The following is a 20,536-nucleotide window of genomic DNA, read 5'->3' on the forward strand; positions in this document are numbered from 1 at the left end:
GAGGAGGGTGCAGTGACCGGGACGGACAACGCAGTCGCCGATGACGCACTGTACGTACTGACTGCGGTCCTGCTGACCCCAGCGCAGTTCCCGAGCGTGCTCGGCGACGACTATCCGGCGGCCTGCGCGGCACTCGGTCTCGATCCTTACGCCACGGGGTACGGGCTGGTCATGGGTCAGGACGGCGACGGGGCCAGATGGACCGTCGTCATCGATGACGTGTCCCTGGTAGCCGTGGCGATAGCGTCCTGGGACTGCGGCATGGAGTATGACCTGTCCCCCGACGAACACTCGGTGGTCCGCGCTCTTCCCGGCTGGCCGCTCGCCGTGGCGGTCGCCGCGCCCGGCCTGGCCGCTCCGCACGACCCCGCCCCCGATCCCGGGGCGGACGGCGGGGAGCTGCCTCCGCTGGCTCCGCCGGACCCCGATGCGTGGGGCCCGGCCCAGCGCCGGCTGGGCGCGGACGCGGTCGCATCGCAGTGGGCGGACTGGCGCGAACAGATCAACGACGAGACCGCGCTCCCGGCGAAGGGGGACGCGGTTCCGGACGAGACCACCGGGGATGTCGAGGCATCCGGTGCGGACGATGCGGACGCGGAGGCCCGCACCGAAGACACCGAAAGCCCGGACCCCGACTCCACGGGCCGCGAGGGCGTCGTCCCGGAGGGGGCGGACTCCGCCCCCTCCGGGACGCATCCCGGTGTCCGGCGGGCTCTGGCCGAAGCCCGCGCCTACGTCGACGACCCGCCGCCGCCCGGCCGGGTCCGGTCCTCGTTCGCGCCGGGGGACGCCCGGACGATCCGGGCCGACGGCCCCGGCTGGTCCATGGTGGCCAGGACCGACGACATGGCGTTTCTGCTGCTGGACGAGATGCCGGGCGAGATACTGCCGGTCCGGCGCGGCACCGCTCTGCCCGGCCTGCTCAAGGCACTGGACACGCTGGCGGTACGGCCCTCCTGAGGCGCCCCGGGCGCTGACGCCTCATGCCGGGCGGCTGCGGGCCGCCCCGGGCCCCTCCGATCGGGGGCCCGGCACCGCTCAGCGGCCGATCTCCTTACGGCTGATCCTGCGGAGCCTGCGCCGCTGGCTGGGGTCCAGTGCCAGGTAGGCGATCGCGGGAACTCCGATGAGCACCAGCAGTGACAGCCAGAACCCGATGAACGGCATCAGGACGACCGCGACGACGACTCCCCCGATTGCGATCTTTGCGCTGTTCGACATCGTCCATGCCTCCTTCGCGGCCAGCGGCCGCTCCTGCTGTGAGAACGCCTGTGCGTGCCCATCGGTTCCAGCCTGCCCCGAACCCGTCGGAAACGGTCACCTGAGCGGTGCGCCGACCTCGTGCATGTGCTCAAGCGCCTGGCGGTAGGACTCGATGAGTCCGGTTTCCGCGTACGGCATGCCGAGCGCCTCGCAGTGGGCCTTGACCAGGGGCTGCGCCAGCCGCAGATGCGGGCGGGGCATGCTCGGGAAGAGGTGGTGCTCGATCTGGTAGTTGAGCCCGCCGAGGAACCAGTCGGTGAGGGCGGCGCCCCGGACGTTGCGCGAGGTGAGGACCTGGCGCTGCAGGTGTCCCCAGCGGTCTCCGTCCGGGTCGGGCATCTCCATGCCCTTGTGGTTCGGGGCGAAGGCCATGCCCAGGTGGAGACCGAAGAGCGCGTGGTGCACGAGAGCGAAGACGACGGCCTTGCCCGGTGACATGACGGTCAGCAGCAGCGCCGCGTAGAGGCCGAGGTGGGCGACGAGCAGCAGGGCGGAGAGGGCGCGCTCGCGTGCGGGCTGGTGTCGCAGGTACTGGAAGCCGGAGACCTTCAGAGCGATGCCCTCCAGGAGCAGCATCGGGAAGAACAGCCGGGCCTGGTTGCGGGTCAGCCAGCGGGCGAAGCCCTCGCGCTGTGCGGCCTGCTTCTGCGTCCAGACGAGGGCGCCGACGCCGACGTCGGGGTCCTTGTCCACGTGGTTGGGGTTGGCGTGGTGGCGTACGTGCTTGTCGTTCCACCAGGCTTCGTTCATGCCGAGGAACAGGTTGGCGTGCACCAGGCCGATGGCCCGGCTCGCCCTGCGGTCGCCGGATATCTGGGCGTGTCCGGCGTCGTGACCGACGAACGCGGTGCGGGACCAGAAGATGGCCAGGGGCAGCGCGAGCAGCAGGGTCCACCAGGTGTTACCGAGGAGGAACATGCCCGTGAGCACGGCACCCAGCGCGAACAGATTGGCGGCGATGCCGGCCGCGTACCAACCGGTGCGGCGTTCGAGGAGCCCTTGCCCCTTGACGGCCCGCAGCAGTGGCGCGAAGTCGCTTCCTGTACTTCCGACACTTCCGGCACTTCCGGCACCGTCACGGGTTCGTTCCGCGACGGTGGTTGCGGCCTGAGGCATGATGTCTCCGGTCTTAAGGGATGCGCTGACCTGATGAAACGTACGGGTCGCAGATATACGGCAGCCATGGAGCCACCACCCGAGGTTTCCTGGTGCCAGCCCCCTCATTCCGGAGGGGGGCTGGCTACACCTGACCGACATACCGGACACAGGTGTGTGATCTAAAACATGCGGCGACTAGCCCCGTCGCGGGATGCGATGGAGTACCCTCGGCGACCTCAGCCAACTAGTCAAATTTGAGGAATCTGACATCGCTGTGCACAGCCTCCCCGCAGCAACGCTCTCCGAGATCTCCGCACTCATCGGCTGTTCCGTGGTGTTCCTGCCCGCGGATCCCTCCCGGACCGGACGCGTCGCCTTCTGGTGCCCAGACGGTAGCAGTCCGCCCGATGGGCCGGGGACCGTCGAGGACCTGACCGTGACCGGCGCCGACGCCGAGCCGTACGAAGTACCGGCGCGACTCCTCCCCGTGCGGGACGCCCTGCCGGTACTGACCCGCGCACGGGCCTCCGCGCACGCCTCCGCGTCGGCCGCCTTCTGGGGCGCGGCCGGGCTGGTGTCCCTTCAGTTCACCGCGCGTGGGCTGCTGTTGCCGGGGCTGAGCACCACGGACCAGGACGCATGGCGGGCCGGACCGCTCTCCGCGGACGATCAGGACCGGATCCGCGCCCTGGCCGCCTCCATGCCGCCAAGTGCCCACGCCGTTCCGCTGGATGCGACTGCCGAGCCACTCCTGCTGCCCGAACCGGAGTGGCTGGTACGGGCGTTCCTCGACGCGGTGGCCGACGGCCTGCCGCGCACGCCCGCCGCGGCCCTCGCCAACGGTGGCCCGGCCTTCACCGCGGACACTCCGCGGCGGCTGCCGGACCACCGCGCCTGGGCCGCGGATGTCGCGGCCGGTCATGACGCGGGTGTCCGGCTCTCGCTGCGCGTGGAGGTGTCCGGGCTCGACCGGGCCGACGAGGGGACCGGTGGCCGGCTGTCCGGCCCGTCCTTCCGGGTGGTGCCGCAGATCCACAGCGTCAGCGACCCCACGCTGGTCACCGATGCCGCCCTGATCTGGACGGGCAACGGACCGGCCGCCGCCGCCCTCGGCCCGAAGGCCCGGATGGACGCCCTGCTGATGCTGCGCCGGGCCGCCCGCGCCTGGCCGCCTCTCACCCCGCTGCTGTCGGCCGCCGTGCCGGACGCCGTGGAACCGGCCGACGAGGAGATCGGAGAACTGCTCGGCCCCGCCTCACGGGCGCTCGCCGCGACGGGCGTGCAGGTGCACTGGCCCAGGGAGCTGGCCCGCAAGCTCACGGCGCGTGCCGTGATCGGTCCGCCCGACGACGAGCACGACAGTGCCGGCCCGGACGGTTTCCGGCCAAGTGCCCGTACCGGCTCCGACACCGCGCCGCTCCTGTCGGCGGACTCCCTGCTCGCCTTCGACTGGAGGTTCGCGCTCGGCGACCGGAGCCTCAGCCGCGCCGAGCTGGACCGGCTGGCCGAGGCGGGCCGGCCGCTGGTGCGGCTGCGCGACCAGTGGGTGCTGATCGATCCCGAAGAGGTGCGTCGCGCCCGGGAGACCCAGGACCGCAAGGTCACCCCCATCGACGCGCTCGGGGCGGTACTGACCGGCTCCACCGAGGTCGGCGGCCGCCGGGTCGAGGTCCGGGCCACCGGCTGGCTGGAGACCCTGCGACAGCGGGTCGCCGATCCGGAGTCCCGGCAGACGCAGGACGGCGAGCCCGCGCTCGGCCAGCCCGCGGCGCTCACCGCGACCCTGCGCGACTACCAGCTCCGTGGCCTGAACTGGCTGCACACGATGACCTCGCTCGGACTCGGTGGCTGCCTCGCGGACGACATGGGGCTCGGCAAGACCATCACCCTGATCGCGCTGCATCTGCACCGCCAGACCGTCGAATCGGCCGCGGGCCCCACCCTGGTCGTCTGCCCGACCTCCCTGATGGGCAACTGGCAGCGGGAGATCGAGAAGTTCGCCCCCGGCACCCCGGTGCGCCGCTTCCACGGCGGCGCACGGAGTCTGGAGGACCTCCCCGACGGCGAGTTCGTCCTCACGACGTACGGGACGATGCGGCTGGACGCGCCCAAGCTCGCGGCCACCCGGTGGGGCATGGTCGTCGCCGACGAGGCGCAGCACGTGAAGAACCCGTACTCGGCGACGGCCAAGCAGTTGCGCACGATCGGCGCGCGGGCCCGGGTCGCCCTCACCGGCACTCCGGTGGAGAACAACCTCTCCGAACTGTGGGCGATCCTCGACTGGACGACCCCGGGTCTGCTCGGCCGGCTGGGCACGTTCCGTACCCGGTACGCGCGAGCGGTGGAGGACGGCAGCGACCCGGCGGCGGCCGAACGGCTCGGCGCGCTGGTGCGTCCGTTCCTGCTGCGCCGGCGCAAGTCCGATCCGGGCATCGCTCCGGAGCTGCCGCCGAAGACCGAGACGGACCGCGCGGTCTCCCTGACGGCCGAACAGGCGGGCCTGTACGAGGCGGTGGTCCGCGAGACCCTGGCGGCGATCTCCGCAGCAGACGGCATCGCCCGGCGCGGCCTGGTGGTGAAGCTGTTGACCGCGCTCAAACAGATCTGCAACCATCCCGCGCAGTACCTCAAGGAGGACGAGCCGCAGATCGCGGGGCGTTCGGGAAAGCTGGAGCTGCTCGACGAGCTCCTGGACACCATTCTCGCGGAGGGCGCGGCCGTCCTGGTGTTCACCCAGTACGTACAGATGGCCCGGCTCCTCGAACAGCACCTGGCGGCGCGCGGGGTCCGTACCCAGTTCCTGCACGGCGGGACTCCGGTCACCGCGCGGGAGGAAATGGTGAACCGTTTCCAGGCGGGCGAGGCCCCGGTCTTCCTGCTGTCGCTCAAGGCGGCCGGTACCGGGCTCAACCTCACCCGGGCGGGCCACGTGGTGCACTTCGACCGCTGGTGGAACCCGGCGGTGGAGGCCCAGGCCACCGACCGTGCGTACCGCATCGGGCAGACGCAGCCGGTGCAGGTACACCGGCTGATCGCCGAGGGCACCATCGAGGACCGGATCGCCGGGATGCTGGCCCGTAAGCAGGGGCTCGCGGACGCGGTCCTCGGTTCCGGCGAGAGCGCCCTGACCGAACTCAGCGACGCGGAACTGGCCGACCTGGTCGAGCTGCGAGGGGGCGCACGATGAGCAACGGATACGAGTACGAGCCCGGCGCATACGGGCCGGACAGAGATGAAACGGACGGATACGGCTCCGATGGCTACGGCTCCGGCGGATACGGCTCCGACGAGTACTCCGGCCCGTACGAGGAGAACGACGCCTACGAGAGCGGCGGGCGGGACGGAACGGCTCCCCCGCCCCCCTCGCAGGAGCGCACCTTCGCCGCGCTGCCGCCCGCGAGCGGGCGCGCTTTCGCCGAGTCCTGGTGGGGCCGGGCCTGGCTGAAGGCGCTGGAGGACACCGCGCTGGACGGCCAGCAGCTCAAGAAGGGGCGCCGGCTCGCCCGTGAGGGCGGCGTCGGGGTGGTGTCCGTGCGGCCCGGCCGGATCACGGCTGTGGTGCAGGACCGGGACACGAGCGCGTACCGCAGTGACGTGCTGCTCCAGGAGCTGAGCGAGGAGCAGTGGGACCGGTTCCTGGACATGGCGGTCGACCGGGCCGGGCACATCGCGGCGCTGCTCGACCGCGAGATGCCGCCACATCTGGTCGAGGACGCCTCCGCGGCGGGCGTGGAACTGCTCCCGGTCATCGGCGACCTCGATCCGGAGTGCACCTGCGAGGCCTGGGACCACTGCCCGCACACCGCCGCGCTCTGTTACCAGGTCGCGCGGCTGCTTGACCAGGACCCGTTCGTCCTGCTGCTGATGCGCGGACGCGGCGAACGCCGGCTGCTCGACGAGCTCCAGGTGCGGATCACCGCCCGCGCCGCGGGACACGAGCCGTCCGGGCCCTCCGACGCGACGGCCGCCGGGCCCGCGGGCCCGGCCGTGCGCGGAATCCCGGCGGCGGAGGCGCACGCGGCGGGCGACATCCTCCCGCCGCTGCCCCCTCCCCCGGCCCTTCCCGCGGAGGCCGGCGTGTCACCCTCGCTGGACACGGAGACCGACCCGGAGCCCGGCGTGGACCCGACGGCGCTGGAGATGCTGGCGACGGACAGCGCCGCACGCGCGCACCGGATGCTCGCGGACGCGCTGTCACCGGGCCACGGACTACAGCCTGTCCCGGCCGCGCTGACGCCGGAACAGGACGCGGTACGGCTGGCCGCCACCGCGCGTCCCGAGCCGTGGATCGCGACCCGGCTGGCGACCGCGTCGGGGCGCGGACCGGCCGGCCTGCGGATCGCGGTCCGTGCCTGGCGGTACGGCGGCGCGGCGGCGCTCTCCGTCCTCGACGAGCAGTGGACACCGGACGCGGCGTCACTGGCCCACGCCAGGACGCGGCTCGCCGCCGCCTGGGACGAGGACGAGGCACCCCGGCTGCGGGCCGAGCACAACCGCTGGACATCGGTGGACGGCGCGCTCCAGCTCCGCTACGGACGGGACGGGCGCTGGTACCCGTACCGCAAGGAGAGCGGCCGGTGGACCCCGGTCGGCCCCGCCGACGACGATCCGGCGGCGGCCCTGGCCGGCGCGGACCAGAGCGAGGCGGGTCGGAGCGACACCGGTCGGAGCGAGGCGGGTCCGGGCGAAGCAAGCCGGGGCCAGATCTGACGGAACCTCACTGGCGGCCGTGGGCAGGCGCATCACCCCCGGCCGCCGCCGCTGCCATCGCCCCTGCCATCGCCCCTTGCTTCTGCGGCCACCGCGGAGATTCATCCCGCCTGTCACCCGACCGAGCGTGGATTCGCCCTCGTGCCGTCTTCCGCCGCTCGCGCGGCCCCCGTACCGTGGGGCGCGCGAGCCGCTCGGCCGTACATCGGACAACGCGTTCCGGCCATCGGACAGGAGATACCGACCCCCGACCCGATGCCCAAGAACCCGGGGACCCGGGAACCCGGGGACCCGGGGACCCGGGAACCCGGCGGAAGGCAGCCTCCCCCACGGTGGTCCGCCGCCCCGGACACACGGTCTCCTGCCACCTCGGACAAAACCCCGGACTGCTCCCCCACTCACAGCTGGAGTACACATGCACCGGAGAAGGATCCTTCAGGGCGCGGTGGCCACGGCCGCGGCCACGCTGCTCCCGGCCTCCGCTCGGGCCGCCGCGGCGGCAACGGCCGGTGACACGGACTATCCGTCGGCCCACTGGGTGCCCGCCTCGACTTCCAACTACACGGTCTCGACGCGCCCTTCGGCGTATCCCGTGCAGTACGTGATCATCCATGTCACCCAGGAGACGTTCTCGGACGCGGTCGCGATCTTCCAGAACCCGGCGAAGCAGGTCTCCGCGCACTACGTGGTCCGCTCGGCGGACGGCTACATCGACCAGTGCGTCAGGGAGCGGAACATCGCCTGGCACGCGGGCAACTGGGACTACAACACCCGGAGCATCGGCATCGAGCACGAGGGCTATGTGGACCGCCCCGAATACTTCACCGACGCCATGTACGAGAAGTCGGCGCTGCTGACCGCCTCGGTCTGCGACCGCTACGGCATCCCCAAGGACCGCGCGCACATCCTCGGCCATGTACAGGTCCCGGGTACCGACCACACCGATCCGGGTCCGAACTGGGACTGGGTCCGGTACATCCGCCTCGTCAACCTTCTCGGAACGGGCTGACCGACGGCCGGACGGCCCCGGCTCAGGGCCGGCCGATTGCTCTCCGCACCACGGTTGTCGCAGGCGTCCGGTGCGACGACGATGGGGGGTGTACGGCGCCCCTGGACGGGAGGGTGATTTGACGGACCCCTGGTTGGCCCTGGCAGCCGACGCGGACCCCGGTGAACGGCTCGGCGAACTGCGCCACGCGCACGAGGTGTTCACCGCGGCCGGCCGCCTGGAGCGGCCGGTCCGCCCGGTGGTGGGTGAGTCCTGGCGCCGCTCGGCGCGGGCCCGCGTCTGCCCGGACGGCGCCGCGCTGGTCGATCTGGACGCCGACGACGTCGGCCCGTACCGGGAGTCCCATCCGCTCGCCCGTGCCATGCCGGTGATCCGGGAGCTGATGAGCGCCTACGCGACGGACGGGGAGCACCTGCTGGCGGTGTGCGACGCGCACGGGAGGCTGCTCTGGGTCGAGGGGCACCCGGTGACCCGACGGCGGGCCGGGCGGATGAACTTCGTGGAGGGCGCCCGCTGGGCGGAGTCCGTCGCCGGGACCAACGCGCCGGGGACGGCCATCGCCGTGGACCGCCCGGTCCAGGTGTTCGCGGCCGAGCACTTCCTGCGCCCGGTGCAGCAGTGGACGTGCGCGGCCGCGCCCCTGCACGACCCGCACACCGGACGGGTACTGGGCGCGGTCGACATCACCGGCGGGAACGGTCTCGCGCATCCGCACAGCCTGGCGTTCGTGCAGGCCGTCGCCCGCGCCGCCGAGTCCCAACTGGCCCTGCTCGCCCCGCCCCCGGCCGCCGGCACCGTACGGCTGAGCGCGCTCGGCAGGAACGAGGCGCTGCTGACCGTGGCCGGCCGGGGGCTCCGCCTCAGCCCACGGCACAGCGAGATCCTGGTGGCGCTGGCCAGGCACCCCGGGGGCATCGGCGGCGAGGAGCTGCTCATCGAGCTCTACGAGGACGAGTCGGTGACCCCGGTGACGCTGCGGGCGGAACTCTCCCGGCTGCGCCGCCTGCTCGGCCCCGACCTGTTGCTCTCCCGCCCCTACCGTCTCGCCTCGCGCGTCGACGCGGACTTCGACACGGTCGCACGCCGGCTGGCCTCGGGCGCGGTCGCCTCGGCCATGAGCGCCTACGCGGGCCCTCTGCTGCCGGGTTCGCAGGCCCCGTCGGTCGTACGGCTGCGGCGCCGGCTCGACGACTCGTTGCGGGCCGCGCTGATCGCGCGCGGTGATCCCGGGCTGCTGGCGGACTGGGTATCGAGCCCGTGGGGCGAGGACGACCTCCCCGCGTGGCGGGCGCTGGCCGAGGCCGCACCGGCGGCCCAGCGGCCGGCGCTGCTGGCCAGGGCCATGTCACTGGACGCGGAACTGCGCTAAGGGCTGTCCCGCAATTCCTGGCGGGCGCGCGACGACCGCTACGGCATCTCTCCCCCGTAGCCTGAACGGCACGGGACCCCTCCGCCTTGCGATGCACCGCATCCGACGCCGCGCGCTGATCCACCAGGAATTGCGGGACAGCCCTTAGAGGACCGGCGACCGACGAGACCAGGTGTCACCCGACCCTGCGGCAGTCCCGAGTGTCGCAGCGAGGTCATGGCATGCGAGCTGCGGAAGCACCTGCCCGCGCTATGACCGGTTCGCTCAGCCGATGTACGCCGGAGACACCGCCGCCGTGCTGATGCGTCGGGGTGTGCCCGTGCCGTCGGCCGGGATCGTGTAGAGGTCGGCTCCGTAGTCGCCCGGCAGGGCGTACGTCAAGGTGCGGTCGTCATGCCAGACCGCCTGGTCGTCAACGCTGCGAGGTTCCGACAGGGCCGTTTCGTGGCCGGTGCGGAGGTCGAGGACGTACAGGTGCCACGGGGCGTCCGCCGGGAGGCCCTTGACGCGTTTTTTGTAGGCGACGCGCGTGCCGTCGGGGGAAAGGGACGGGCACTCGACGTTGGTGTGCACGGTGGTGACGGTGCGGGCCCGCAGGTCGCCGCGGACCAGGTAGGCCGAGCCGTGCGTGGCCATCGTCGCGTAGAAGGTGCGGTCGTCCGAAGCAAACGTCACGCCCCAGAAGTTGACGTCCGCCGCGTGATAGGTCCGGCCGCCCTTGACCACGCGGTATGCCTCCAGTGACGACGTCAGCCGCCCCGTGTGGGTGTCGACGATCGCTGCCCGAGTCGAGAAGTTCGTGCCCGCGTAGGAGTCGCCGCCGACGAACGCCGTCCAGGCCGCGTACCGCCCGCTGGGCGAGACCCTGGCCCGGGACGGGATCCCGGGCACGTCGTAGCGGGCCCGCTCGCGCAGCCCGGCGTCCAGGACTACCGCCTGGTAGGTGTCCTGGACGGCGCCGCGCTTCGCCCGGAGGCACACGCCGGTGCCCGAAGCAGCGTAGAAGCGGAGGCACTTGACCTTTGACGCGACCCGGGGGCTAGACGGGTCGGACGCCGGGACGGACGCCAGCTCGTCGCGGTGCGGCCCCCACGCCATGTTGCGGAACACCATCAGCCGGGATGCGGTCAGGGACACCGGCCCGGCGGTGATCCGGGGGCCGCCCGGCCGGGCCTGGTTCCTGCGGTCAGCGCGCGCCGAGGCGTGCAGTACGGAGGCCACCGCGACGCCTGCGAGGACGACCAGGGCACAGGCCAGGACCAGGATGCGGTTGCGCAGCGTCATACGAGACCTTCTGAGGGGGTGGTGGGGCGGATCGGGCGGACGCACAGCGCGAACACGGCGCACAGGGCGAGCAGGGCGGCCGACGCCGTGAGCGCCGTCCGGTCGCCCCATGCCGTCCAGGCCGCGCCGAAGCCGAGCGAGCACGCGAAACGGGCCAGCGCCTGGCCCGTCTGGACGAGCGCGAGCCCGGACGAGCGCAGCTCGCGCGGCACGCTCTCCGAGGCGGCCGCCATCAGCACGCCGTCGGTCGCCGCGTAGAAACCGCCGTGGAGGAGCAGTACGGCACAGGCCGTCGCCGTGCCCTGCCACGAGCTGAGCAGAAGGGCGTACGCGAGGAGCAGGGCGCCGTGTCCGCCGAGGAACACCTGCCACCGGCCGACCCGGTCCGCGAGCCGGCCGAACGGGACAGCGAGGAGCAGGAAAGCGGCGGCGGTGCCGAGGGGCAGCAGCGCGAACCAGCGGTCCGGCACTCCGAGGCGCCGCTGGAGGAGCAGAAACACGAAGGAGTCACTGACCGTGGCGAGCCCGAGCAGCAGCGCGCAGACCGTGATGCGCCGCAGCTCCGGGCGGTGGAGGAGAGCCAGGGCAGCGCGCAGAGTGGGGGCGGGGCGCTGTGCCGAAACCGGGAGGGCAGTGAGGGCCGGAGTCCCGGCTCGGCCCTTATCGGCATCGGCACCTGTCGGCCGCCCGGAGCCATCCTTCGTGGCCGCACCCCCCGGTACGAACAGCACCAGCACCAGCACGCCCACCACGGCCACGCAGAAGCTCACAGTGAACACGGCGTCGTAGCCGTCGACGGTGGCGCGGAGGACGAGGAAGGCGACGAGGGGGCCGAGCAGGGCACCCGCCGTGTCCATCGCGCGGTGCACGCCGAAGGCCCGGCCGCGGTTCTCCGGCGTGCTCGACAGGGAGATGAGGGCGTCGCGCGGGGCCGTGCGCAGGCCCTTGCCGGTACGGTCGGCTGCGAGGATCAGGCCGATGGGGGTCAGCGTCTGCGCCACCAGGAGCAGGGGTCTACAGGCCGCCGAAAGCGCGTACCCGGCCCCTGCCACCCACTTGTGGCGCCCGCCTCCCCGGTCGGCGAGGTGTCCCCCGACGAGGCGGACCAGGGCCGAGAAGCCGTTGTAGATCCCGTCGAGGAGCCCGAAGCCCAGCGGGGACAGGCCGAGGCCCGCCACCAGGTACAGCGGCAGCACCGCCGTCACCATCTCGGAGGAGACGTCGGTGATCAGGCTGACCGCGCCGAGGGCCAGCACCGTGGGCGCGACCGCGGGACGGCGCCGCCCGGCGAGAGACCGGGCGGCGCCGCCCGCGGACGGGGCCGCCGCCGGGTTCTCGGGCGTGCCGGCGCGGCTGTCCGCTACGTACACGTCAGGACGTCCAGATGCCCGTGATGTCCTTGGCCGAGGCCGCGTTCCCGGCGTGCGCAAGGCCGTGCATGTCCTCCAGCGTCCGCAGCAGGTCGTAGTGGTTGTAGGTGGTGGCCGAGGACGACCCCGGGGTCACCTGCTGGCCGTAGAGAACCGTCGGGATCTTGTTCCCGGCGAGCCGGTTGTCCTCGTCGAAGGTGACGACGAGGAGGCTGTTGTGGGTCTTGGCCCAGGTGGCGTAGGCGCCGAGCTTGTTCTTCAGCCAGGTGTCACCGGTGGACACCGAGCAGTCGTGCATGTCGCTGCACAGGTTCGGGACGACGAAGGAGACCTGGGGGAGCGTCGAGTAGTCCGTCGGGAACTGCGCGAACGTCTTGGCGCTGGACGTGGGGACGTTGCTGAAGCCGAACCAGGGGTTGTGCTTGCGGGCGTAGTCGCCGCTGCTGCAGGTCGTCGAACCCTGACTGGGCAGCGTCTCGTTGTAGCTGCCCCAGGTCCTGCCCTTGGCGATCAGCTCGGAGGCGAGGTTCGGCGCGGAGGAGAAGCCGGGCGTGTAGCAGCTGTCGTCCGTGATCCCCTGCGTGGAGCCGGAGAAGAGGGCGAAGTAGTTCGGCTGACTCGGGTGCGTCTCGGCGTACGACTGGGAGAGGTTGGCCCCGCCCGACTTGAGCGAGTTGATGTAGGGAGCGCTGGAGGAGCCGATCACCTGGCTGTACGCGTGGTTCTCGAAGACCACGACCACGACGTGGTCCGGGGTCGGGACGGCCGCCGCGGCGTGCGCGGGCGCCGAGCCGGCGAAGCCGGTCCAGACCCCGGCCGCTGCCGCGGTGAAAGCGAGAGCGGCTGCCACGACGACACGACTGCGGCGGTACACGTTTCTGCCGGGCACTGCAGACCTCCGGTGAGGGGATGACGACGGTGGCGGTGCGGTCAGAGCATGCACACGCCAACAGTCCCCGGGGTCCCGTCCCTCTGCCGGCAGGGTGAAGAGCGGATGAACGGTTGTCGATCCGGACAGTGGGCGGTTTGCCGGAGGTGACGGCCCCGTACCTGCTCTCCGGGGCTCCTGATGATGTTCCGTACGAGCTGTGGGACGGCGAGGAGGAGGCATTGGCCGCTGCCGCGGCTTCCGGGCGGCGGCCGGAAACCGACACACCATGCCCGGTCCCAGTACAGCCGCTTCGGCGTCCGCACGTTCCTGGCCCCGGCCCCCCGGGGAGCCCATTTTCCTAGCAATCCCGTGGTCGTGATGAGCCAAGGCCCCGATCCGGGGCAGCAAGGGGGTGCGGGGCCGCAGTCGAGGGCTCCCGGGTGATCACACGAGGAGCGACGTGACCAGTTCGTCATCCCGCCGTCTGCGGCGCAGGTCCAGTTGTCCGGCCTCGGGTGGAAGACCACGGTACCTGGACGTGCTTGCCGACTCGTCCACCCTCAACCCCGCGGACCAGCCCGAACGGCTGGCCCAAGCGCTGACCGACTTCCTGATCCACACCGAACCGGAACCGGCCCGGCACACCCGCTGAGCGCGGAACTGGCAGCGGACTCGCCGGGTGCTGTGCGAACGCACCGCCGGAGCACACCGGGGAGGACTCGGACCGCAGCCCCGCGGCCGCTTCTCGCTCAGTCAGTCGTCGCGGCGCTTCGAGCGCATCTTGAGGACCAAGGGGAGTACGAACCAGGCCGCTGCGAACCACGCCATGACAGTGCCGACGAGTATCTCCGCCAGCAGGTCGGTGAGCACGGTGTGCAGCAGGAGAAGGAGCGTGCAGCCGATGGTCAGTGCGAGCAGGACCATGCCGCACACCATGAACCGGCCTGCGACAACCACCACTTCGTCCTTCATCCGGGAGCCGGCAAGGAACCGGTGCAGCGCGACGGGCGCGATAAGGGCTCCGATGGCGGCAGCGCCGAGGACGACAGTGATCACGTAGACACGGTGGTCGAAGTCTCCCAGCTTTTCGAATCTCTGAGTGAATGCGACGCTGAGCAGGAAGCCGAAGAGGATCTGGATGCCGGTCTGTGCGACCCTGGTCTCCTGCAGAATCTCGTTCCAGCGGCGGTTGACCCGCTCCCTGGGGCCTTCTTCCTCGGCCGCCTTCGGGTTCCCTGAGTTCTCACCGGCCGGCGGGTGTGTCCTCTCGCGGCTCACGCCTTCCGCCCCGGGCGCAGACGCAGCGTGCTCGACGGGTCTGCCGCCCTCCGTGCCCAGGGGCGCAGAGTTCAATGGCTTCACGATGTCTGCTCCATGGGAACTCATGTGCCCTTATTGGACATGCCTACGCCCAGCATCCACGGCACCAGGCCCGACAGCCGGCCGAGCCCGGACCGTCCTCCGACAGTCCGTGCTATGCGCCGTTCGTGCTGATGCCCGTTGCTGTCCGCCACCCCGATGCAGGTTGCCGCGGAGGCGAGCGCTCCTCCGATCGCGCCGCATGCTGGTCGAGACGACGGAGCTCACCGGAATGGGTGAGGTGGATCCGGAGACCGACAGAGTCTGGGTACGGGCGGGCACAACGGTCGAGGTCCTGCCGCAAAGCGGGCCGCGGTACTACTCGTCCCGCCAGATCAGTTGCCCTACCTGGAACGAGACCCCCGACACCCTCCAAGGCGACCTCGCGGCACACCGCCACCACTCGACCATGTGGTCGCCCGCCGACGACTCCTTGGAGAAGTGCTACCGCATCCCGAACCCGCCAGGGCTCGCCATGGGAAACCGCAGCCTGACCTTCGACTTCGACAGAACGGACGCACCACGTGCTGTCCTACCGGGACGCCGACTCCCCTTTCCCCTTCTACGAGATGGAATACGCCGTGCGGGCCGAGTGCGCGGCCCAGGTCATGCGGGCCACCCGCCGGCTCATGCGCGACCAGCACCCGGAACGCGAACACCCCTTGCTCTTCCGCTTCGCCGCCGGTGACGACGCACACCTCTCCCCCTTTCTCCGGGCGTGACTCGGTCACGGTCTCCACCGGCGCGTGGCCGGACTCTGGCGAGGACGGCGTCTCTTCCCTGAACTCAACCGCTTCGCCGTCGTGCGCGCGGAGTTCGATCCTCGCGACCTGTTCCTCAAGGACCATCTACGCGCACTGTTCGCCTGAGGAGATCTGCTCCTTTCACGCATCCCGAAGGTGCCTTCGGCGCGAAGTGTCCTGCACGACGACGTGTTCTCCTCGCCCGGCAGGGCAGCCGAAGAATCGACGGAACAGACGACGCCGCCAACGACGTGAAGAGTGTGGATCTGTGACCGCGACCGGACCACGATCCTGACGAGGAGTTCGATGACCCTGTACGAGAATCCCCTGACGCCGGCCGGATCGGCGAAGCCCGCCGACGGGGACGCCGGCCGAATGTTCCAGATGATCACCGGCTACTGGGTGACCCAAGTTGTCCGGACGGCAGCTGAGTTGAACATAGCTGACCACCTGGCCGCCGGTCCCTCCACTGCTGCGGACATCGCCTCGGCGGAGTCACTCGACCCGTCAGCGACATTCCGTTTCCTACGGGCCTGCGTCGCAGTGGACCTGGCGACGTGTGACGACGGCGAACACTTCACTGCCACCCGCCTGCTGGACACGCTGCGCACGGACCGGTCGGGCTCGCTGCGCGATCTGGCACTGTGGGGCGGAATGACCTCTCACTGGCGGCCGTGGGAGCGGCTCGTGGACGCGGTGCGCACCGGTGAGGGCCAGGCCGAGGCGGTGATGGGCAACGACCTGTTCGGGTACTTCACCGAACACACCGACGAAGGCGCGCTGTTCACCGCTGCCATGTCCGCAATGACCGAGGGAGCGGTCGAGCACTTGGCGCGTGTCATCGATCTCGCGGGAACCGAGACTGTTGTCGACATCGGCGGGGCGGCGGGCGCCTTCGTCCAGCGCCTGATGACCCGACACCCTTCGCTGCGCGGCACGGTGCTCGACCTTCCGCACATCGCCGACGCCGCCGTGAAGTCCGCAGCGAGCGCGGGAGTCTCCGACCGGTTCGACTTCGTAGGCGGCGACTTCTTCGACTCCGCGCCGGCCGGGGACGTGTTCCTGCTGAAGTACGTGCTGCACGACTGGGACGACGAGTCAGCTGTCCGCATCTTGCGCACCTGCCGGACATCACTCAACCCGGGCGGCCGCATACTCGTCGCCGAGCTCGTCGTCGAGATCAACGACGCCACGGCCCTGCCGCCGCTCATGGACCTCAACATGCTGACGCTCGCCAACGGAGGGCGGGAGCGCAGTCGGCCCGAGTTCGAGAAGCTCTTCCAAGAGGCCGGCCTACGGCTGACCCGCGTCACGCCCTCCGCCTCGCTGGTCTCCATACTGGAGGCGGTCCCTGCGTAGAGCCACCTTTCGGACGGCGCCCCGGGGGGATCAAGGGCCTCCGCCACAACTGGGGCGCCTTGTCGCGAAGACACGGCACAGTAAATCAGGGGCATTCCACGCCCGCGCACCAAGGACCTCGACCTCGATGCGGGCCGTGGGGCCAGAAGCGGCGAACGCGCACCGCCGTCAGTGAAGCTGCCGAGCTCACGCAGAGCGACGAGCCGGTCAGTCTGACCAGCATCGCCCCGCGGGCCGACGTCTCGGAGGCGACCATGTATCGCCACTTCCCCGACCTGCCGGCCGTCCAGCTCGCGGTCGCGGAACGCGTCTGGCGCGCTCCGGCCGATGTCCTCGCACCCCTCCCCGGACCCGCCTCGCACCTGCCTGCTCCGAGGTGGATGCGACGATAGTCTCGGGCTCATGGGACTTGAGTGGGAGCAGCTCGTCATCGACGCCGCCGACCCGGTGGCCCTTGGCCGCTGGTGGTGCGAGGCGCTCGGCTGGACCGTGCTGAACGACTCTCGTGAGGAGTACGAGATCAGGCCGGAGCCCGACCGACTGCCGGGCCTGCTCTTCGGGCCCGCCGCGGAGGGAAAGACTGGCAAGAACAACGTGCACCTGGACTTCCGCCCCGACGACCGGGACGCGGAGGTCGAGCGCCTCCTTGCCCTCGGCGCCCGCTACACGGACGTCGGGCAGCGGGGGGACGAGCCGTGGGTAGTGCTCGCGGACCCTGAGGGCAATGAGTTCTGCGTGCTGGGCAACCGATCTCGGGGGTAGGGCGTGTCCGCGAAGTCGCGTCGTCCGCCCGGAGGGCGGGCCCGGCGGCGTCCGGTGGTTCCCCAAGCTCTCGGTTTGCCGGACGCAGATCCTCGGACTGGACGTATTCGGGACTCCGCCCGGTGCGGCGAGAGTGCGTGCCAGGCGTCGCCGGGCAGGCGGGACTTCGCGGGCACGCCCCAGGCCTGTCGGTACGCAACGGGGTTGCAACGTCGCGCTGCCTAGCCTCGCGTCGAGGGCCGCCCAACGGCGGGCGGCACCGGATCCGGGAGGCCACAGAGATGACCCGTTACGCTGCGCCGGGCACCGAGGGCGCGATCGTCTCGTACGAATCGCGCTACGACCACTGGATCGGGGGCACGTACGTGCCGCCCGCCCGTGGCCAGTACTTCGAGAACCCGAGCCCCGTCAACGGCCGCCCGTTCACCGAGATCGCCCGGGGAACCGCCGAGGACATCGAGCACGCCCTGGACGCGGCGCACGCCGCGGCACCGGCGTGGGGTGCCACCTCGGCGGGCGACCGGGCCTCGGTCCTCAACCGGATCGCGGACCGGATGGAGGCTCATCTGGAGGAACTCGCGGTCGCGGAGAGCTGGGAGAACGGCAAGCCGGTACGGGAGACCCTGGCGGCCGACATTCCGCTGGCCATCGATCACTTCCGCTACTTCGCGGGCGCGCTGCGGGCCCAGGAGGGCTCGCTCAGCCAGCTGGACGAGGACACCGTCGCGTACCACTTCCACGAGCCGCTCGGTGTGGTCGCGCAGATCATTCCGTGGAACTTCCCCATCCTGATGGCCACCTGGAAACTGGCCCCGGCGCTCGCCGCGGGCAACGCCGTGGTCCTCAAGCCGGCCGAGCAGACCCCGGCGTCCATCCACGTGTGGCTGAGCCTGGTGGCCGACCTGCTGCCGCCGGGTGTCGTCAATATCGTCAACGGCTTCGGCGCGGAGGCCGGCAAGCCGCTGGCCTCCAGCCCGCGCGTCGCGAAGATCGCGTTCACCGGGGAGACCACGACGGGGCGGCTGATCATGCAGTACGCCTCCGAGAACATCAAGCCGGTCACCCTGGAGCTGGGCGGCAAGTCCCCGAACATCTTCTTCGACGACGTCTGGTCGGCCGACGACGACTTCCGCGACAAGGCACTCGAAGGCTTCACCATGTTCGCCCTCAACCAGGGCGAGGTCTGCACCTGTCCGTCCCGGGCGCTGATCCAGCGCGGCCACTACAGTGAGTTCCTGGAAGCGGGCATCGCCCGTACCGAACAGATCGTTCCGGGCCATCCGCTGGACACGGACACGATGGTCGGCGCCCAGGCCTCCAACGACCAGCTCCAGAAGATCCTCTCCTACCTGGACATCGGCCGGCAGGAGGGTGCGAAGGTCCTTACGGGCGGCGAGCGGATCGAGTACGACGGGGAACTGTCGGGCGGCTACTACGTACAGCCGACGATCTTCGAGGGCGACAACCGGATGAGGGTCTTCCAGGAGGAGATCTTCGGCCCGGTCGTCGCCGTCACGTCCTTCTCGGACTTCGACGACGCGATCCGCACCGCGAACGACACTCTGTACGGGCTCGGGGCGGGCGTATGGACCCGCGACACGAACACCGCGTACCGGGCGGGTCGCGCCATCCAGGCGGGCCGCGTCTGGACGAACTGCTACCACGCGTACCCGGCGCACGCCGCATTCGGCGGGTACAAGCAGTCCGGTATCGGCCGGGAGAACCACCGGATGATGCTGGAGCACTACCAGCAGACGAAGAACCTCCTCGTTTCGTACTCTCCGAAGAAGCTCGGCTTCTTCTAGGGCGTGTCGGCGAGGTGCGTGCCATACGCCCCTGGGCAGGCGAGACTTCGCGGACCCGCCCCAGGGGCGATGGTCGCCGACGTGCCGGCGCCGTCAGCCGCCGATCGCCGCGCGTGCTGTCACTCCGCGGCTGCCAGGAGCGCGGTACGGGTTCCCAGGGCGGTGGAGAAGCGGTCGGTCACCTCGGCGAGGGCCTCGGCGGAGCCCGGGGCCACGGTCAACTCGCCGTCGTGGCCGACGCTGATGTCCTTGTCGAGCGTGAACCACCCCGGCACGATGTGCGCGGCGCCCATGGAGCTCAGCACGGGGCGCAGCGCGTAGTCGATCGCCAGGACGTGGGCCAGGCTGCCGCCGGTGGCCAGCGGCAGGACGGTCTTGCCGGTCAGGGCGTACTGGGGCAACAGATCGAGCAGCGACTTGAGCAGCCCTGAGTAGGCGGCCTTGTAGACCGGGGTGCCGATCACCACCCCGTCCGCCCGCGCGAACAGTTCGGTGGCCGCGACGATCGCAGGATGGCCGAACTGCGCGCCGAGCAGCGCGTCCGCGGGCAGGGTGCGGACCTCAAGGGAGGTCACCTCGTGCCCCTGGTCCCTCAGCCGGTCGTCCAGGTCACGCAGGAGCCGTGCGGTTCGGGAGGTCGGGGAGGGGCTTCCGGAGACGGACAGGACGTTGGCCATGAGGGCACCTTTCGGGTCGGGGGTTCGGATGGGCAGTCGGACGGGCAGGGCGGGACGCCGCTTCGGACGGTGCGACCGGGCGGCGGCACTCACCACGCACTGGACTCGACCGTGATCACGGAGGTCAGTTCGTTGCGGAGTGTCTCCAGAAACGTGATGATCTCGGCCGCCACCGAGCGGTGCTGGAGGTCGTTCAGGACGTCGTGATGGGCATCCCGGACCACCGAGAGGCGGGCCCGGGAAAGGGACTTCGCCGTACGGGCCACGGCATCCCGGTCGGCGAGCGGATCGGCGTCACCCACGAGGATCAGGGCCGGGACGCCCACGTCCCCGCTGTACGCCGCCGTGAGCAGAGCGTCCGGCACGGCGTCCTGGAGTGAGCCCCGCCGGATCCCGGCGTCCTCGGTGAGCGTGTTCCGGTGCGCGGGACAGAAGGTGCGTACGTCGAGTTCCTCGTTCCAGTCGCGGGCCGCTGTGGCCGTGTGCCCCGGCAGACCGGCGAGCACGACGGCGTCCGGCCGCCAGGCTGCGGGGATCTCCGCCTGGCCGAGCAGCGCGGCGACCGCGGCCGCTCCGGTGTCGGCGCCGACGAGCACGACGGGGCGGGCGGCACCGTCCTGCGCGGCGGTCCCTTCGAGCGCCGCGGCGAGCTGGGCACCGAAGCCCGCCAGAGTGCCGGCCAGGTCGTCGGCGTCGATCTCCGGCGCGTCGATGATCCGGACCCGGTAGGCGTCGGCGGCGAGACGCCTGCCGAACCGGGTGTAGGCCGCCCGGGTCTCGCCCCGGCCGGGCACCACGAGGACGGTGCCGCGGACGCGGAGGCCGTCGGGGCCGAAGTGGTCGCTGTACTCGGGCAT

Annotated in this window: 17 protein-coding genes; 9 read left to right on the forward strand and 8 right to left on the reverse strand. The window is 71.2% G+C overall.

The features are described 5' to 3' along the window. Positions 1 to 12: 12 nt before the first annotated feature. Positions 13 to 960, forward strand: coding sequence for a hypothetical protein (locus tag ACFVQ0_RS00810; RefSeq protein WP_390083207.1), 948 nt, complete (start codon positions 13 to 15; stop codon positions 958 to 960). Between the two features lie 78 nt (positions 961 to 1,038). On the opposite strand, the gene ACFVQ0_RS00815 is transcribed toward ACFVQ0_RS00810, so the two are convergent. Both ACFVQ0_RS00815 and ACFVQ0_RS00820 read right to left on the reverse strand, forming a co-directional pair. Continuing rightward, positions 1,039 to 1,221 carry a hypothetical protein gene (locus tag ACFVQ0_RS00815; RefSeq protein ID WP_024489709.1) on the reverse strand — a complete coding sequence of 61 codons (183 nt, stop codon included), beginning with the start codon at positions 1,219 to 1,221 and terminating at the stop codon, positions 1,039 to 1,041. 96 nt (positions 1,222 to 1,317) lie between these two features. Beyond that, the gene (locus tag ACFVQ0_RS00820; RefSeq protein ID WP_390083209.1) at positions 1,318 to 2,379 is read right to left on the reverse strand and encodes a fatty acid desaturase family protein; all 1,062 of its coding nucleotides are present in this window, start codon (positions 2,377 to 2,379) and stop codon (positions 1,318 to 1,320) included. Between the two features lie 256 nt (positions 2,380 to 2,635). Between ACFVQ0_RS00820 and ACFVQ0_RS00825 the strand changes: the two genes are divergently transcribed. The 4 genes from ACFVQ0_RS00825 (at position 2,636) to ACFVQ0_RS00840 (ending at position 9,449) form a co-directional block, all read left to right on the forward strand. After that, positions 2,636 to 5,548: a DEAD/DEAH box helicase gene (locus ACFVQ0_RS00825; RefSeq protein WP_390083211.1), complete on the forward strand. Its 2,913-nt coding sequence runs from the start codon at positions 2,636 to 2,638 to the stop codon at positions 5,546 to 5,548. After that, entirely contained in the window at positions 5,545 to 7,071 is a 1,527-nt protein-coding gene (locus ACFVQ0_RS00830; RefSeq protein WP_390083212.1) for an SWF or SNF family helicase, read from the forward strand. Before ACFVQ0_RS00825 ends, ACFVQ0_RS00830 begins: the two co-directional genes overlap by 4 nt. Positions 7,072 to 7,486: 415 nt before the next feature. Beyond that, the gene (locus ACFVQ0_RS00835) at positions 7,487 to 8,080 is read left to right on the forward strand and encodes an N-acetylmuramoyl-L-alanine amidase (protein WP_390083214.1); all 594 of its coding nucleotides are present in this window, start codon (positions 7,487 to 7,489) and stop codon (positions 8,078 to 8,080) included. A 118-nt stretch (positions 8,081 to 8,198) separates the two neighbouring features. Further along, the gene (locus tag ACFVQ0_RS00840) at positions 8,199 to 9,449 is read left to right on the forward strand and encodes a GAF domain-containing protein (RefSeq protein WP_390083216.1); all 1,251 of its coding nucleotides are present in this window, start codon (positions 8,199 to 8,201) and stop codon (positions 9,447 to 9,449) included. A 264-nt stretch (positions 9,450 to 9,713) separates the two neighbouring features. On the opposite strand, the gene ACFVQ0_RS00845 is transcribed toward ACFVQ0_RS00840, so the two are convergent. From ACFVQ0_RS00845 to ACFVQ0_RS00860, 4 genes are all read right to left on the reverse strand, one after another. Next, positions 9,714 to 10,733, reverse strand: coding sequence for a TolB family protein (locus ACFVQ0_RS00845; RefSeq protein WP_390083218.1), 1,020 nt, complete (start codon positions 10,731 to 10,733; stop codon positions 9,714 to 9,716). Continuing rightward, positions 10,730 to 12,103, reverse strand: coding sequence for an MFS transporter (locus tag ACFVQ0_RS00850; RefSeq protein ID WP_390083219.1), 1,374 nt, complete (start codon positions 12,101 to 12,103; stop codon positions 10,730 to 10,732). The genes ACFVQ0_RS00845 and ACFVQ0_RS00850 overlap by 4 nt, the downstream gene beginning before the upstream one ends. Position 12,104: 1 nt before the next feature. Continuing rightward, complete coding sequence (locus ACFVQ0_RS00855; protein ID WP_390083221.1) at positions 12,105 to 12,992, reverse strand: alkaline phosphatase family protein; 888 nt, start codon at positions 12,990 to 12,992, stop codon at positions 12,105 to 12,107. 735 nt (positions 12,993 to 13,727) lie between these two features. Beyond that, positions 13,728 to 14,252: a DUF6328 family protein gene (locus tag ACFVQ0_RS00860; RefSeq protein WP_390085317.1), complete on the reverse strand. Its 525-nt coding sequence runs from the start codon at positions 14,250 to 14,252 to the stop codon at positions 13,728 to 13,730. A 605-nt stretch (positions 14,253 to 14,857) separates the two neighbouring features. On the opposite strand from ACFVQ0_RS00860, the gene ACFVQ0_RS00865 reads away from it, so the two are divergent. From ACFVQ0_RS00865 to ACFVQ0_RS00880, 4 genes are all read left to right on the forward strand, one after another. Continuing rightward, a complete protein-coding gene (locus ACFVQ0_RS00865; RefSeq protein WP_390083223.1) occupies positions 14,858 to 15,055 on the forward strand; it encodes a D-arabinono-1,4-lactone oxidase in 198 nt (65 codons plus the stop codon). Between the two features lie 327 nt (positions 15,056 to 15,382). After that, complete coding sequence (locus tag ACFVQ0_RS00870; protein WP_390083224.1) at positions 15,383 to 16,435, forward strand: methyltransferase; 1,053 nt, start codon at positions 15,383 to 15,385, stop codon at positions 16,433 to 16,435. Between the two features lie 402 nt (positions 16,436 to 16,837). Then, on the forward strand, positions 16,838 to 17,197 hold the full coding sequence (locus ACFVQ0_RS00875; RefSeq protein ID WP_390083226.1) for a VOC family protein: 360 nt from the start codon (positions 16,838 to 16,840) through the stop codon (positions 17,195 to 17,197). Positions 17,198 to 17,478: 281 nt separating this feature from the next. After that, entirely contained in the window at positions 17,479 to 19,002 is a 1,524-nt protein-coding gene (locus ACFVQ0_RS00880) for an aldehyde dehydrogenase family protein (RefSeq protein WP_390083228.1), read from the forward strand. A gap of 119 nt (positions 19,003 to 19,121) precedes the next feature. Here ACFVQ0_RS00880 and ssuE read toward each other — a convergent pair whose 3' ends face one another. Both ssuE and ACFVQ0_RS00890 read right to left on the reverse strand, forming a co-directional pair. After that, complete coding sequence (ssuE, locus tag ACFVQ0_RS00885; RefSeq protein ID WP_390083230.1) at positions 19,122 to 19,679, reverse strand: NADPH-dependent FMN reductase; 558 nt, start codon at positions 19,677 to 19,679, stop codon at positions 19,122 to 19,124. An 89-nt stretch (positions 19,680 to 19,768) separates the two neighbouring features. Continuing rightward, positions 19,769 to 20,536, reverse strand: coding sequence for an alpha/beta hydrolase (locus ACFVQ0_RS00890; RefSeq protein ID WP_390083232.1), 768 nt, complete (start codon positions 20,534 to 20,536; stop codon positions 19,769 to 19,771).

The organism is Streptomyces sp. NPDC057900, assembly GCF_042887885.1.
Classification (GTDB): Bacteria; Actinomycetota; Actinomycetes; order Streptomycetales; family Streptomycetaceae; genus Streptomyces.